Source organism: Helicobacter bilis (genome assembly GCF_900198365.1).
In the GTDB taxonomy this organism is placed as follows: domain Bacteria; phylum Campylobacterota; class Campylobacteria; order Campylobacterales; family Helicobacteraceae; genus Helicobacter_A; species Helicobacter_A bilis_B.
In genome coordinates, this window is the sequence record NZ_FZMS01000012.1 from 1 (window position 1) to 15,747 (window position 15,747).

The following is a 15,747-nucleotide window of genomic DNA, read 5'->3' on the forward strand; positions in this document are numbered from 1 at the left end:
AGATAAGATCAAAGCAGAAGTATTACATAAAAGTGCCAATGATAACGCACAGATAAATAAAGCAAATTGCCAAAAAACATCAATCAGTAATAGCTATCAAAATGTCCTATCAAATGCAAATAAACCAGACTTACTCAAAAGCTATGATATGCAGCAAACTACTGTGAATGCACTCAAAGCAATAGGCGAAGCTCCAATCAGTGATTATACAGATGAGTGGAAAAAGGTGCAAATACCTGACTACAATACAGATTTTGATACAACTATACTAGAGATATATGCTACTAAAAGTGTGATAGCTATTGATGAAGTGATAGGCTTTCATATTGTTACTTCTATTGAGTTAGTAGAGGTTGAATGGGATTTTGGAGATGGTGAAGTAAGTAGTCAAAAGGATAATATATTAAAATCATTCAATAAAGAAGGCTCATATAATGTAAGGTTAAGAATGTGCAATTATGTATCGATTGGATTGTGAAAGTTGATGGCTAAAACAGATTATTGTTACTTACAATATTCAGCCTATTCCTTACGCACACAAAAGCATTATGTGGCCCATCACATTTGTTGCAGTATCTGTAATGTGAGTTTTGCGGCGGCTTGTTGAGCTGCTTTCTTGCTTACACCATTTGCACTCGCATATATTTTATTTTGAATCTTTACTTGCATGGTAAAAATCTTTTTATGATCTGGACCTTCTTGTGAGAGCATCTCATAGCTTGGGATACAGCCAAATCGCTCTTGTGTGTATTCCTGCAAGCTTGACTTATAATCACTTGTTAGTAACTCTTCATTAATACGAAATTCATTATGCAGAATAGGATAAAACACGCGTTTTACAGAATCTAGCCCAGATTCAAGATAGATTACCGCCATAATTGCCTCAAAGGCATTACTCAAAATGCTTGCCTTTAATCTCCCTCCATTATTGACTTCCGAAGTGGATAGATTAAGATATTCACCTAAATTAATGGATTGAGCAAGTTTGCAAAATGAAGCTTCATTCACCAAAGATGCACGCATTTTTGATAATGAACCTTCATTTTTTTGCGTAAATGTCTCAAAAAGATACTCCCCTACAACTAAATCAAGCACAGCATCACCTAAAAACTCCAAACGCTCGTTATTATAAGGCTTTTTGAAAGATTTATGCGCTAATGCTTCTGCTAATTTTTTTTTATTCTTAAATGTGTAGTTTAGCTTCTGCTCCAATATATGGATATGTGGTGAGAGTGTTGTTTCCAAAATAACCCCTTAAAATAAATATTAAGCTAGAATTCTAGCAAAAAATACCAACAAACTCATATTCATGCGTTATGTAGGCAAGGCAAAATTTCTAGAATACGACCTAATTTGCTACATGTATGTCAAGCAAAATAAAACTTTTGTGAATCTTAAACTAGATTCTATATAGTCCAACATATAATATTCTAGTCTCTAGAATCTCGCTAAGTATTTCTTACAAGATATATAGCAAATAAAAGCATATCGTATTATTGATTTTTCAGCAATTTTAAGTTATAGTTAAAGATTTAAATAAATGACTTAATAAATACAAAAAATAAAGCTTATTAGATTATATTGAAAGTGCAGTTTCTCATGGAAAGATTAAAAAAGCAATTACAAACCTTAAGTGAATTGGTAATGTTTGAGCATACCATTTTTAGTGCAAGTTTTATTGTGATTGCTATGATTGTATCATCAAACGCATTTTATGATAGCGGATTTTTTGGTTTTAAAACGCTTTTTTTATGTGCTTTTGCCCTGATTACTGCGCGTAATTTTGCGATGGCTTTTAATCGACTTTGTGATAGAAATATAGATTCTACAAATGAGCGGACAAAAAATCGCCCAAGTGTTGATGGTCGCTTGAGTCTTCCTGCTTTACTTCTTTTTTGTGTGATAAATGCGGTGCTATTTGTCTTTGTAAGCTATCTTATTAACGATTTAGCTTTTAAGCTATCTTTTCCATTTTTATTTATACTTGGCGTTTATAGTGTGATGAAAAGATTCTCATGTCTTGCACATTTGGTGCTTGGCTTATCACTTGGACTAGCCCCTATTGCTGGAGATATTGCAGTAAGTGGTGCGGTGCATTTATGGACTATTTTTCTTAGTTTTGGGGTGCTATTTTGGGTGGCTGGATTTGATATTTTATATTCCTTGCAAGATATAGAGCATGATAAAAGACATAATCTCTACTCTATACCTGCACGATTTGGTGCGGAGAATGCGTTGCAAATAGCGCGTATTTTTCATATCTTTTCTGTGTTTTTCTGGGCTTTATTCTTGCGTTTTAGCACGACTTATCATCTTGCTATTGTGGGGCTTATTTTATCGGCTTGTATGCTTTTTTTTGAGCATTTGATTGTGAGAAAAGATTTCTGTAATATCCCCCGTGCATTTTTTACAACGAATGGATATTTGGGCTTTGTCTTTTTGTTTTTCATTATTTTAGATAGCATAGTGAGGTTTTAGTATGGATTTAGAAACACGCTTGGTTGATGCGAGTTTGCAGATAGAGTTACAAGTCCTTGATGATTCTATAGAGTTGGCGGCTATCAAGGAATATGAAGTGATTACGCAGTTACATGCAAACTCTATTGATAAATGGCTATCTTCACTCAAAGCAAAAAGCGGTGATTGTAAATGCGGTGGTGGCACGGCTATACTTGGTGAAATGCTAGTGCATATTTATAAGAAGTTGGAGCATCTTGAGAATCTTATAACAGATTCTCACGAGAAATACATTCCATTAAAGCATAGCATTCATACCAAGCAGTTAGGACATGGAGCTATTATTCTAGATTCTACAATGCTAGATTCTACACTACTTGAGATAGATAAGCAGTATTATGTGCGACTTTTTTTACCTGTGTTTCCAGTGCGTTGTGTGCCTTTATTTGCTATCGCAAAAGATACGCAGATTTTACAGATAAAAAAGATGGCAGATAGAGACCTGAAAGATTATGATAGCTATATTGTAAGTATTGAACGAGAAATGCTTAAAGCACGAAAAACACAGAATCTATAATATATGAAAGGGGCTATATGAATATTACAAATGCAATGAATCTTAGCTATGAAATGATGAGTGTCGTTATGGCGGGATTATTTATTCTTATGATTATTATTGTGCTACTTTATATCTCACTGAAAGAAAAAGAGAGTGCAAAAAAGTTTGTGCGACTAGAGGCTTCTATCGAAGATGTGTATAAAGAGATTTATAAGATTCAAAAATGGATTATGGAAAATGAAAAACGCACACTTGAGGCAAAACCAAACACAGAAGCCTTTAAGGCAATGGCAGATTTAAAAGCAGATATTTTATCATTACAACACGGCTTACAAAGTGATAGGGAATATTTTGAAGATAAGATTCTAGTGCTAGAAGAGAGATTGCGAAGTTTAGGGCATTTTAATGCCCCATCGCAACAAAGAAATGAAAAGCAGATTCTAGATCTTTTTAAAAATGGCTATACAATCGATGCGATTTCTAAGGAATTGCGTATTACAAAAAGTGAAGTGGAGTTTGTATTAAAACTATCGGAGCTACATAAGGGAGAGATAGCATGAGTTATATGCCACCAAAAGAAAAGGCGATGAATAAAAACACATTTATAACTGCTGTTAGTCTTTTTATATGCGTAATAGTTGCTTCTAACTATTTTGTAAGCTTTACAATCGGTAGTGTGCATATTCCCTTAATTGATATAACGCTTAATCTAAGCCATGTTACCTATGGGGCATTAACCTATCCGCTTTCATTTTTGATTATGGATATATTGAGTGAAAAGCATGGCAGAAAAGATGTTTTAAAGGCATTGCGCTATGGACTTTTAATCGCATTTTTACCATCTTGTGCGATTGCCTTTATCTCAAATGAGCCACACCTTGCTTTGCGTATCGCGATAGCTAGTGTGAGCGCCTTTTTTGTAGCACAATTTTTAGATGTTGTGATATTTTATAGATTAAAGCAGAGATTCCCTAGTCTTTGGTGGTTTCGCAATGGTGTGAGTGCGTGTATGGCACAATGTATTGATACCTTTGTGTTTTTTCATATCGCATTTTTGGGGATTCTGCCTTATTATGATGTGTTTATGCTATTTTTATTTGATTATGGGATTAAATCACTTGTGAATCTACTTGATATTCCTATCTTTTATCTTATTGCGATTAAAACTTATAAAAAAGTGCGTTATATTGGGAAGTAGTAGTATATGGAATATTTTGATTTTTTTTCAGAGCTTCATCCTTGTTCTTACTTTGAAAATAAAGAAAGTCAATTTCGATATTTAGGTATCAAGGATTGCACACCATACTTTTATCAAGGCTTACTTGAGCGTGGGTATCGCCGCTTTGGTGAGTATTTCTTCGTGCCACAATGCCCTAATTGTAAGGAATGTATTACGATACGACAACTTGTAGATGAGTTTCAAATAAGCCCCAACATGAAGCGGATTCTAAAAAAAAATAGCGATACTATCATACAGATAAGACGACCTTTAACAAATGATGCAAGAGTGTGCTTATATGTGAAATATCACACAAAAATGATGCGTAAAAAAAACTGGAGTATGAATAATATCGATATGTCTCGTTATACAAACTCATTTGTTGCCGGGAGTGAATACTTTGGCTATGAAATGTGTCTGTATCGCGATGGTAGGCTTATTGGCGTGAGTTATTTTGACATTGTGCTGAGTTCTATGAGTGCAAATTACTTTTTTTACGATCATGATTATGAAAAGCTAAGTCTAGGCACACTTAATATTATATTGCTATTAAATCTTGCTAAAAAGCTAAATCTCAAATATTTCTATCCGGGGTATTGGATAAAAAATCATAAATCTATGGGCTATAAAGAGAGATATAAACCTTTTGAAGCCTTGCTAAATGAAGCCGACTTTTTTGATAGGACATATTGGAAGAGATATGATTGAGAAAATAGAGAATAAATGTGGGTAACCATATTATCATTATTTACTCAAGTTCTAGATTAAATTGCTTATATATTGATTCTATAAGTTCTTCTTCAAGCATAAAGCTAGGGATTTTTAAACTAATAAGGTGTTTATTATGTTTTTTAAAAGTTTGCAAAGTCATTGTATCTAAATGTTTGCTAAAGTCTTGTCTTCTCTGTTTTATGGCAGGAAAGTGCCATTGCATAAGCGGTGCATGAATATAGATTATATCTTTTGGCACAACTTGTTGTTCAGAATATAATATATTTTCATAATTATCTTTATCAATCCATTGAGCGGCTTTAGAAGTTTTTCTCTCAATAAAATCAATACCTCTATTACACACTAGCAATTGATCGTAACCATCAATAAAACCACTGACACCATTATTTTGCACATAAATTTTATATACGACTTGCTCTTTTCTTACAAGAAAATTTATTCGCGGATAGATAATCGCATGTTTTTGTGTTTGTGCCAAATAGAATGTTTGAAAAAGTATTTTCGCATTATAGATATGATCAACATCTATTTTAATAAGCCATTCATCTTTAGGGATATGCTCCAATACAAACCTATAGTAACAATGTAGCTTATTGTATTCATGTTGGGGATTTTCTAGCATCACTTCATAGGGATATTTTACTGGAATAAAACCTGTGTTTTGTTTGCAAAAATCCAAAATTATAGCCTCACTTCCATCTGTGCAGTCATTATAGCCAATCACTCCCCTTTGAATTGCGGGTAGGATAGAATCTAAACTAGCACGCAATGTAGCCGCTTCATTTTTTACTCGAATGAAAGCCCATGGATTAAGCGGTGATTTTGCATCCTTTGCATTGTCATCAAACTGATATAGGGGTGGAATCCCCCCCCCCCCCCATAGTTGCTTTATAAGTCCAGACATTATTTATTTGTGTCAAAACATTTGTAGGTGTGAGTGAATCTAGTGTTTGTAAATGTATGCCCTGTGACATCCGTTGTGCTGGGCTTTTCTTAAACAATGATTTAATGTATTGTGATAGTTGCATTGTATCTCCTTATATAAGAGTCTATTCCATGCTATTTATATCTAAAAACTTCTTTTGCTTTGGTATATCAAAAAATACGCCTTTTTGCAATAAATCAAAGAATAATTCATTACTTTTTGTTCTTTTTGCATGATTTTTATGCTGATGTTTAAAATCTTTTGCTTTTTGTATAGCAAGTAGAATTTCTTCTTTTATTGCATTTGCATGAAATACACTAGGATACTTACTTCCCATTCTACCATTCTGCCTTGAACCGATATTAACGCTTGGTATGCCTAGATATGGGACTTCTTTTAATAGGCAACTTGAATTGCCAATTAAAAACTTTGCACCTTTGAGCAAAGCGATAAAATACTCAAACCGAATGGATGGATAGAATCTAAAATGTGGATTATTTCTCAAACTCTTATAAGATTCTAAAATGAGATTAAAACCTAAATCATTATTGGGATAAATGATAATGTAGTTTTCCTTGCTTTCTTGCAGTGCCCGTATCATTTCATCGCTTTGTGCTTTTATGGAATCTAACTCCGTTGTTACGGGGTGAAACATAACAATGCCATATTCACTAAAATCTAACTCATAATATCTTTTTGCCTCTTCTAAACTTATAGAATTACTATCTAAAATGTCTAAATCAGGCGAACCGATGATAAATATAGAATCTTTATTTTCTCCAAGCTGTAATAATCTCTTTTTAGCCTTAGCATCATTTACTAAATGGATATGTGCAAGTTTTGAAATAGCATGACGAATGCTATCATCTATCGTGCCAGATACCTCACCGCCCTCAATATGTGCTACTAAAATATTATTTAAAGCCCCCACAATGCTAGCTGCTAGTGGTTCTACCCTATCGCCATGCACGACTATTAAATCTGGCTCATATTCAGCGATAAACTTTGAGAATCCATCGATAGTGTGAGATAGGGCTAAATCCATTTGATAATACCTATCATGATTAATGAATTTATAGATATTCTTAAAATTAGACTTTTCTATCTCTCTCACAGTTGAGCCAAACTGCTTACTTAAGTGCATGCCTGTCGCAAATATATGTAACTCAAAATCACTTGATTCCTCAATCTTTAACATAAGTGATTTTATCTTTGAGAAATCCGCTCGAGTCCCGCTTACAAAAACTATTTTTTCAACTCCAACTCCCTTTATTAGAATCTTTATCTAAAATCATCATATTGAATCTGCACATTTTCTGCTATATCTCTCACCGCTTTTTTACCCAATATAGATTCAAACTCTTCTGCATGGATTCCACCCTTTCCCGGTCTTTTTACCCAAATATTAGACATATCTAGTATTTCACCCTTTTTAATAGGCTTTATACTTACAACACTTGCAAAAGCAAAATCAATTGTTACTTGCTCTTCTTTTGCTGCTTCTTTAGATTCTTTGCTTGTGCCTTTCATAATGAATAATTCTTTGCTTTGTGTGATTAGCTTTTTTAATGCGTTTTCATCCATGGAACAGATTATATCAGGTCCATCTCTATCCATAGAATCTGTAAAATGTCTCTCCAATACACACGCCCCAAGTGCTACTGCACCAAGACATGCAAGATTATTGATGCTGTGATCGCTTAAACCAACAAGGCAGTTAAACTCTTCTTTAAGTCTTAGCATTGCGTTTAATCGCACAAGATGTGGTGGTGTGGGATAGAGATTTGTCGTGTGTAATAACACAAATGGGACTTCAAAATCTTTTAGAATCTTTACACTTTTAGCAATAGATTCTATATTATTCATACCTGTGCTTAGGATAATTGGCTTTAAACGCACTCACACCCATGTCTTGCAATCTATTTGCCGCCGCCCTTGAGAATGGAGTGCTAAGATAGACCAAGCCTTTCTTTTCTGTATATTCTTTTAATGCGAGTTCATCATTAAAGCTTAAAGCACAATTTTTCATAATCTCATAAATGCTTATATCTGCATTACCCGGGGTTACTTTTTGTGCTGCACTACACATTTCATCGTCTATGACATGTGTTTGATGCTTGATTAACTTAGCCCCAGCCCTGTAAGCAGAATCTACCATAAGCTTTGCTATCTCTAAACTGCCATTATGATTTATACCAATCTCTGGGATAACAAGCGGTGGGACAGATTCTCCAATCTCTAAATGCTCTATATTAAATGTTGTCATGTTTTATCCTTTCTTTAAATTCTTAAAATAATGTCTCATATCTCGTGGCAGTCGTATTAAATCGCTAAATATTTTAAAATAGATATTGTTGTGCATTCTATTCCATTTGTTATTTTTTGGCATGGCAATTTCTATGCGTTCTGTACCATAAGCACTTGGTATCATTATATCCTTTGTGTAATTTTGCGGCTTTTCTTCTGGTATAAAAGTATTATTTGTAATGGGTGCTAGTGGGAAATATTGTGTTAATGGACTATTTGGACATAAGTTATAAAACTTTATCCCATAATGTCTGCTTAGAAAAGTGAGTGCCTCTAAATCTACTTCTTTTGAGTGATAACTGAACTCATTTTTATTACTAAATTGTTTGCTGTCTATATCCATTCTAAAATGAGGCATAAGGTGCAGAATATTTTCTTGTAAAACATTAAATGCATAGGCTCCACTCTCATAAAAATCAATTCCTGTTAAATAGATTTCTTTATACCCCATAGATACTGCGATCGCACAAAGAAAAATAGCTGAAGTTGGATTTTTATAGTAATATAATTTTTGTAATTTTATATACCCTAAAAATGCTTCAATGTTGCATGAATATTTACCTTCATATAATGTTTGTATGAAAACATTGTGGTGGAATATTTGCACCAATCTTTCCAACTCAAGTTCCCTTGGTGTTGTTGGTAGTACATGATGCTGTACAATAAAAACAGATTCTATATTATATTCATTATTGCCATTCAAGTGAAGTGTTGTATATATCTGTTCTGCAAGCATCTGGGTTGCAAAAGTTACTGCCTTAATACTTTTTCCTAAGTAATATTTGTCTTCAAAATAGAATTGATTACAGCGAAATACATCATATTTTAGAAGCAACCTTTTATAATCTATCTCTGCAAGACTCGGAGCATTTCCTGCGACAATAGCATATTTATTATTTATCATTTCATTATTTTGCATTATTGCCCTCCATAGAGATATGACATATAATACATGTGTGATATATAGAAATGTGGCATTGTTTTTATAAATACTATTTGTTTTTTCATCAATCGTGGGTGTTACCCCCCCCCCCCATTTGTTTTAATAAATTTTTGCATTTTTTTATTCAACCAACATCCCTTTATATGTCGGCGTATAGCATTTGGCAATGCTATAAAGTCTTTACACAATCTATAAATGATATTATTTTTTAGTGCTTGTTTATAACGAAATATGTCTAACTCTCGTTGTTTCTCTAATGGATGAATACGCCAAAGATTAGGCTCTACCCCATAATTTAACCTTTCATATGCATTAACGGAAGGTATCAGTACGTCTCTTATAGAATCTTCTCTTCTTTCTTCAACTTGAAAAGTGACGATGTTTTGCGAGGTTGCTAAGGGGATATATCTATTTATTGGGCTATTTGGACATATGCTATAAAATTTTACTCCATAATGTTTTTCCAAAAAATGTAAGGCTTCAATATCTATTTCTTTTGAGTGAAAGTTGCCTGGCGTAGTGCTAAAATATGGAAATATTGCTAACAAATTTTTCTGCATGGTATCAAATGCATAAGCATCTTTTGCACCATATAAATCAATACCTGCTATATAGATTTCCTTATATCCCAATGCAACGGCAAATGCACACATGTAGATTCCAGAAGTTATTCTTCTTTCATGATATAACTCATTATAGCGTATAAAGGCGTAAAAATCCCTTAGATTGAAAAGCTGTTTTGAGCCACATACCACATCATCAAATACATGCGAATATCTTAAATAAAATGAATCCATATGCTTAAGGTTAAAATCTGAAACGACAATATTTTCTATCTCATATTCTCTTGCATACAATAATGTTTTGTATGTATAGGACTGCTCAAAAAGAAAGGTGAAATAGCAAAAGCAAATTTTACTTTTTTGCCTAAAAAATATTTATCTTCGAAATAGAATTGATTGCAGCGAAATACATCGTAATTATTTATATCAAAACTAGTATTACAACTACATATGGGGGGGGGGGGTAGTCTTGTGTAATCTATTTCTTTTAGACTTGGTCCATTACCAGCTATGATGGCACATCTATTGGCATTTGAATGTGTATAATGCAACACAGTCATTCCTCTCTTATTTTATTGTTAATTGTCAGAGTGCATTATAGCACAATATTCACTTCACACCCATAACAACTTTAAAGTTTTATTACAAATTCTACTCGACATATTCTTTTAATGTTAAATGAATGTATTTGTCCGTGCTTTATAGATAAATTCCCTTTAGGAGATTAGGCTCTAAAACCAAATAAAGACCACATGGCTTATATGCCTTGCCTATAAATTTACACCTTTAGTTTCTGTATAGCCAGCTTTCTGTCCTTTTGCTTAAAGATATAATTACCAGCGACAGCTATATCAACACCGACATTTTTTAGGGCGTGGATATTTGTATCATTGATACCGCCATCAACTTCTATGAGGCATTGTGGATTACGCATTAAAATCATATCTTTTAGATCTGCGATTTTTTCTATCATATTTGGGATAAACTGCTGTCCGCCAAAGCCCGGATTCACACTCATAATAAGCACCATATCAATATCAGTAAGAATGTATTTTAATCCTTCGAGTGGTGTGTGCGGATTGAGAGCGATAGCAGGTGAGATTCCATAAGATCTAATCTTTTGTATAAGTCTGTGCAAATGCTTTTCACTCTCAATATGCACACTCATATATCTTGGCGCTAAAGACGCGTATAAATCAACAAAAAAGTCTGCATTTTCAACCATAAAATGTATATCTAGCGGAACTTCACTTATGTCCTTAATCCCCTCTAATACGCAAGGTCCAAGCGTCATATTTGGCACAAAATGCCCATCCATTACATCAATATGTAAGAGATCGCACCCCCCTTTCACAACAGATTCTATCTCTTGTGCTAAGTATAAAAAGTTTGCGGATAAAAGACTTGGGGCGACTTGCATGAAAGCACTTTGGGCTTGTGCGTTATTAGCAAATTGTGGCTCACTATAATCTTCTGAATCTATATTTTTCATAGATATCTTTGCTAAATCATCAATATCTCGTGCTTGTTTTAATGAATGGAGTAATTTCTCAAACTTTGGATCTAACATGCCCTATCCTTGCAAATCATTTGAAATATTCTTACCAAATAATCTTGTAATAATACAAAATAATCGTTAATTTCAAAATATATTATTATTTTAGAAAACATTGTATGTTAAAGCAAGTATATAAAAACATAGAATCTAGTCTCAAATAATCTACATATTGCATTCAAACAATTAGAAATAATCACTAAAATACGCTTTCCCCTCGGGGATAATCTCTTCTAAAATATCAATTGTTATGTCATCTGCATCAAGCCTGTTAATCTGTCGTAAGTATAGCGGTCGCTTATATCCCATAAGCATGGTTGTGAGTGTTTGGATATTAATATGTAGTGTATAAATAGAATCTCCCAAGTCTTCAAGGCTAGAGTTAGTCTCTCTTTCTATAACCTTTACCTGCTTTACATTTGGGCTAAACTGCACGATAAATTGCTTATTATTCCACTCAAGCAAAGGATCATTCACAATAAAGCAAAGCATAACATTCATATTGATAGAATCAAAAGGATATTGTGATAAAAACTGCATAACATCAACGATTCTTGCCATGATATAGGGCTGTGTGGTCTCTTTTATATGTCCATCTTCTAGCAGGAATGCAAGGTTATGATTGCTATAATTTGCCCCCTTTACCTTATCAAACATAGATTGATGTGCGTTTATATAACCCCAGATTCCATAATGGGCTTCTTCATTGAGATAGACCAACTCTTTGATTTTAAACACATCATTTTCTAGCAGATACACAATATAGCCTGTGGGCTTGTCATTGCTATCATAATAGATTGCAATCACCTCATCATCGACATCCCACCGCCAATACTCATCCCATGCGAGTTTATTGCGGATAAGGCAGCCATGCGTTTGTTTAGCAAACTCATCGTGCAGGGCGATTAAATCCTTATTATCACAATCTACCCTTTGTATGATTCCATCGACTTTTGGGACTTTTGGCGTTTGGTAATCTTTCATGCTAAAAGTCATTTTATCACTTACAATCTCCCAACCACGAGAGCGATAATAGGGGATTGAATAGGGATATAGGCAAGATATACTTTGCTTATTTTTTCGCATAGTTGATAGAATCTCTTTCATTAAATCTGCCATAAGACCAATGCCAGAATACTCTGGATAAGTCGCAACGCCTGTTATACCACCCATCTCAAAAATGCTATTATAGATATTTATTTGCATGGGATAGAGTGCGATTTGAGAGACTAATTTATCTTTATTAAACCAGCCAAGCACATAGGCATTTTTTAGCACGGGGTATTTTGACTGCTTAATAGCGGCATTATTCCAGCCAAATGTCAAAAGATCCTTTTCTGTTACTTGAAAGGCATAACGCAAAAGCTCATTAAACTCTTCTACATCGTCTGCTACAAGTTGCCTTAATGTGAGCTCTTTTTTTAATTGTGATTTTTTCATAGTTTTCCTTTGTTTAGAATATAGAATTATAGTTTAGATTCTCATATTTGTAGTTTTAAGAGAAGAAAAAATGTGGATTTATTGCTATATGCAATAGCTTATTATTGATCGCTGATATTAAAACCTTAAACAACACCCCTAAATCAATACAAAAGCGTTATAGAATCATACATATCCTGCATGGCTTGTTTTTTGCTAGGATTATTGTGAGTTAGCATATATTTATGAAACATATTTGCAATGCTTCGTGTGATAATGTCTGTCTCAATATTTACTCTGCGACCTATTTTGTAATCCATAAAAAGTGTATTCTGCATTGTATGTGGGATTATCACAAGGCTAAAGCTAGAATCTCGCACTTCATGTATCGTAAGGCTAATGCCATCAATACATACACTGCCCTTATCTACCATGTAAGATAGGGCTTTTTGCGTTGTTTCTATGCAAAAAACATGCTGATTTGCCTGCATTTCTCTAGACTTTATCACACCGATAGAATCAATATGTCCTTGCACGATATGTCCATGCAATCCATCGCCTAAACGCAAGGCTGGCTCTATATGCACTAGCCCTTGCAAGTTTTCTGTGGCGATTAATGAGGCACTCTCTTTACTAAGCTCTACGCTAAAATGCGTTTTTGTGCTTTCTATGGCAGTAAGACATGCTCCATTAACCGCTATGCTATCGCCTATTTTTGGGTTTAAATCAGATTCTAAACACAGGATTTGATCGCGATAAAAACGCACTTTTGCAAATTGTCTCACAAGTCCGCTAAACATAACTTTCTCCGTACTAAATGCGTAATCTTACCATAATCATGTGGCTACTGAATATTTGTGCTGTTTTTTTGTCTTGTATGCAGCATGATTGTAACTTCATCTAACTGTTTTGTCTCTTGTTTGTTGTTTTCTAGCGTTTGTGCATCTTTGGCTTTGTTGTAGAGATATAGCGTTTTTTCATGCTCTAGGTGTGCTATGCGGATTTGTTGTTTAATGTATTCTTGCTCTTCTTTCAAAATGCCTATTTGCCTTTGAATCTCGTGTATTTCATAGAGATAGGCTTGAATAGAATCTTTTTGACTTTGATAAGCACTGAAGCTACCAGATGAGGGCATAGGAATACTAGCAATCTGCGTATTGATAGAATCTATATCAGCATATTTACGCGTGATTAATGTTTGATTGCGTAGTAGGTTTTTTTCCTGCATATCAAGTTGTTGCTTTGCGATTTTTACAAGATTAACAAGCTGTTTTGTCATAACATGTCCTTGAATACAAATAAGCAGTTTGCATTATAGCATGTGATTTTGAAACTACATTAAAACGCTATGGCTAGATTTTATATTTGGCTAAATCTCACTTTGTTTCTAATACTTTTTTGTAAAATAGAGTCTATTATCTCAATTAAAAGGGAAATTATATTGCTAAAGTGTGTTTATAGCTTTTCTTTCATTTCATAGTATGGATACAAACATGCTAAAAGAATGTGAATTGTGAAGACTAATTGGTACTCTAATGGTAAATATGAAACCAGTAGAGTTTAGCTCATGTAAGCAACTTTACACCTTATTGCATGAAACATATTCATGAATCCATTATGACTATCTTAAAATTTACCTTGCTACAAACAATATGCAGGATAAAATACGCTCAGAGACTTACCCTGTTTGTGTCCCCCCCCCCCCCATTTTTACAAGATTGATATTGAAATCTATTGAGAAAAATTTAATCCAGTAATAGCAAGTATTGAAATAAGAAACATCTTCTTTATCAAATATTCATACACTAAAGGTGATGGACACTTACCATGTTTTGCATCGCTACTTCCTGCTACGAATAGTATCATCAATCGTTGGCGCGATTTTTTCCAGTGGTAGTCTGTATTGTTGATATTGTTTGCTTTGCTCTGTGTTTAATTTTTGCCATTCAAATGCTTTACTTAATACATAATAGGAATCTAGAGCGCCTACAAAATCGATTTTATCATTTCCTTTTGGCACGATTTTGCCATGATATGTTTTACAATTATAAAAATTATAAATTGCCCCATCTACAAATTGCCCTTTCTTATTTTCTGTGTAGCCATATCCAAATACAACGCCCACACTCTTTCTTTCGCGTAGCTCGACATTTTTATTGCATGAATCACTTACTGGTTCTGCCTCAAGATTCTTTAGTCCATAGACATAATATTTGCCATTATGTTTAAAAATCTCAACGACAGCTTGACCCCCTTCAGTGCCTTTATGCGTTAAATAGATACCAGAAATATCCCCCGCATACACAGTACCAAAAAGTCCCCATAATAAGCACACTCCATAGCGTAATAAACGCATATTTCCTCCTAATTACAAGATTTTACAATATAAGATTCTAATAATGTTTTTGGGACTTTTGCTACTATTTTATAAACTTTATTATCCGTAATGTTCTTGTGTTTTAGACCACCAGCATGCACATCATTTGGGAAAAATACACAAAGACACGCATTGCTTGAAATGATTCTATGAGTAGATTCTTTTGATTTATATACAATCAAGTCCTTTTCTGCATTATATGACTCTAGAATCTTAAAATCTTTAGAATCGCCTATCATAAAGCATTCACTACCATGGATTGTAAGCTGAAAATCAACATATTCTTTATGTGTCTCAAAAAATGCACGTTTATATGGTTTTAGCTTGTAGGTTTGCAACATAGCAAAAATGCCAGAATCCAAATCAATGCGAATCTCATTTTCATAGTCTCTTTTTTTATACTTGCCCTGCAAACAAGTCTCAAAAAACCTATAAAGCTGCTTTAGTGCTTCATGCTGACAAAAAAGCCACCCACAATTATCAAGTTTTGAAATAATAGCCATTCAATCACTCTCCCATTCCCATTAAAGCCGAGACTCTATAATAAACTCTCTTAAAAATCGCTTTAAAATAAAAACTAATGAGAAAATATTGCCACGCATTTCTATTTTTACACATTGGATCAAATATTGTCATTTTATGATTATAAAACTCATCGTGCTTTTAAATGTATCCAAGGGCAAGTAATAAG

At 33.8% G+C, this 15,747-nt stretch carries 17 protein-coding genes and 2 pseudogenes; 6 read left to right on the forward strand and 13 right to left on the reverse strand.

The genetic code is table 11. From position 1 onward, the window contains the following. Positions 1 to 478, forward strand: a 478-nt coding sequence (locus C6H08_RS11780) for a PKD domain-containing protein (RefSeq protein ID WP_233708450.1), incomplete at its 5' end; no start/stop codon positions are given. 80 nt (positions 479 to 558) lie between these two features. Here the strand turns inward: C6H08_RS11780 and rnc are convergent. Further along, a complete protein-coding gene (rnc, locus tag C6H08_RS02365) occupies positions 559 to 1,245 on the reverse strand; it encodes a ribonuclease III (protein ID WP_034562910.1) in 687 nt (228 codons plus the stop codon). A gap of 354 nt (positions 1,246 to 1,599) precedes the next feature. On the opposite strand from rnc, the gene mqnP reads away from it, so the two are divergent. The 5 genes from mqnP to C6H08_RS02390 are packed head-to-tail and all read left to right on the forward strand — an operon-like array spanning position 1,600 to position 4,943. Further along, positions 1,600 to 2,478, forward strand: a complete 879-nt coding sequence (gene mqnP / locus C6H08_RS02370) for a menaquinone biosynthesis prenyltransferase MqnP (RefSeq protein WP_104686085.1) — start codon at positions 1,600 to 1,602, stop codon at positions 2,476 to 2,478. A 1-nt stretch (position 2,479) separates the two neighbouring features. After that, positions 2,480 to 3,034, forward strand: a complete 555-nt coding sequence (locus tag C6H08_RS02375; protein WP_034562914.1) for a hypothetical protein — start codon at positions 2,480 to 2,482, stop codon at positions 3,032 to 3,034. A 17-nt stretch (positions 3,035 to 3,051) separates the two neighbouring features. Next, a complete protein-coding gene (locus tag C6H08_RS02380) occupies positions 3,052 to 3,576 on the forward strand; it encodes a hypothetical protein (RefSeq protein ID WP_034562915.1) in 525 nt (174 codons plus the stop codon). After that, on the forward strand, positions 3,573 to 4,214 hold the full coding sequence (locus C6H08_RS02385; protein ID WP_034579127.1) for a queuosine precursor transporter: 642 nt from the start codon (positions 3,573 to 3,575) through the stop codon (positions 4,212 to 4,214). Before C6H08_RS02380 ends, C6H08_RS02385 begins: the two co-directional genes overlap by 4 nt. A 6-nt stretch (positions 4,215 to 4,220) precedes the next feature. Beyond that, positions 4,221 to 4,943 carry an arginyltransferase gene (locus C6H08_RS02390; RefSeq protein WP_004087759.1) on the forward strand — a complete coding sequence of 241 codons (723 nt, stop codon included), beginning with the start codon at positions 4,221 to 4,223 and terminating at the stop codon, positions 4,941 to 4,943. A 40-nt stretch (positions 4,944 to 4,983) separates the two neighbouring features. On the opposite strand, the gene C6H08_RS02395 is transcribed toward C6H08_RS02390, so the two are convergent. The 12 genes and pseudogenes from C6H08_RS02395 to C6H08_RS02445 all read right to left on the reverse strand — a co-directional run bounded on the left by C6H08_RS02395 (position 4,984) and on the right by C6H08_RS02445 (position 15,559). Then, entirely contained in the window at positions 4,984 to 5,871 is an 888-nt protein-coding gene (locus C6H08_RS02395; RefSeq protein ID WP_104686086.1) for a beta-1,4-N-acetylgalactosaminyltransferase, read from the reverse strand. Beyond that, a complete protein-coding gene (locus tag C6H08_RS11215) occupies positions 5,810 to 5,995 on the reverse strand; it encodes a hypothetical protein (RefSeq protein WP_158656789.1) in 186 nt (61 codons plus the stop codon). Before C6H08_RS11215 ends, C6H08_RS02395 begins: the two co-directional genes overlap by 62 nt. A 21-nt stretch (positions 5,996 to 6,016) precedes the next feature. Next, on the reverse strand, positions 6,017 to 7,165 hold the full coding sequence (neuC, locus tag C6H08_RS02400) for a UDP-N-acetylglucosamine 2-epimerase (RefSeq protein ID WP_034565655.1): 1,149 nt from the start codon (positions 7,163 to 7,165) through the stop codon (positions 6,017 to 6,019). Positions 7,166 to 7,173: 8 nt separating this feature from the next. Beyond that, positions 7,174 to 8,158, reverse strand: a pseudogene (locus C6H08_RS02405) (N-acetylneuraminate synthase family protein). A 3-nt stretch (positions 8,159 to 8,161) separates the two neighbouring features. Further along, positions 8,162 to 9,118 (reverse strand): alpha-2,3-sialyltransferase, encoded by a 957-nt coding sequence (locus tag C6H08_RS02410; RefSeq protein WP_052100040.1) that lies wholly within the window; start codon positions 9,116 to 9,118, stop codon positions 8,162 to 8,164. 101 nt (positions 9,119 to 9,219) lie between these two features. After that, positions 9,220 to 10,265 (reverse strand): annotated as a pseudogene (locus tag C6H08_RS02415) (alpha-2,3-sialyltransferase). Between the two features lie 218 nt (positions 10,266 to 10,483). Beyond that, a complete protein-coding gene (gene rpe, locus C6H08_RS02420; protein WP_034580005.1) occupies positions 10,484 to 11,125 on the reverse strand; it encodes a ribulose-phosphate 3-epimerase in 642 nt (213 codons plus the stop codon). Positions 11,126 to 11,446: 321 nt separating this feature from the next. Beyond that, positions 11,447 to 12,700, reverse strand: a complete 1,254-nt coding sequence (locus C6H08_RS02425; RefSeq protein WP_034579688.1) for a GNAT family N-acetyltransferase — start codon at positions 12,698 to 12,700, stop codon at positions 11,447 to 11,449. A 143-nt stretch (positions 12,701 to 12,843) separates the two neighbouring features. Then, positions 12,844 to 13,479, reverse strand: coding sequence for a riboflavin synthase (ribE, locus tag C6H08_RS02430; RefSeq protein ID WP_034562195.1), 636 nt, complete (start codon positions 13,477 to 13,479; stop codon positions 12,844 to 12,846). A 44-nt stretch (positions 13,480 to 13,523) separates the two neighbouring features. Then, the gene (locus tag C6H08_RS02435; protein WP_034562193.1) at positions 13,524 to 13,958 is read right to left on the reverse strand and encodes a flagellar FliJ family protein; all 435 of its coding nucleotides are present in this window, start codon (positions 13,956 to 13,958) and stop codon (positions 13,524 to 13,526) included. A 561-nt stretch (positions 13,959 to 14,519) separates the two neighbouring features. After that, a complete protein-coding gene (locus tag C6H08_RS02440; protein ID WP_034565054.1) occupies positions 14,520 to 15,035 on the reverse strand; it encodes a DUF2147 domain-containing protein in 516 nt (171 codons plus the stop codon). Positions 15,036 to 15,043: 8 nt separating this feature from the next. Further along, positions 15,044 to 15,559 carry a YhcH/YjgK/YiaL family protein gene (locus C6H08_RS02445; protein ID WP_034565052.1) on the reverse strand — a complete coding sequence of 172 codons (516 nt, stop codon included), beginning with the start codon at positions 15,557 to 15,559 and terminating at the stop codon, positions 15,044 to 15,046. Positions 15,560 to 15,747: the final 188 nt, after the last annotated feature.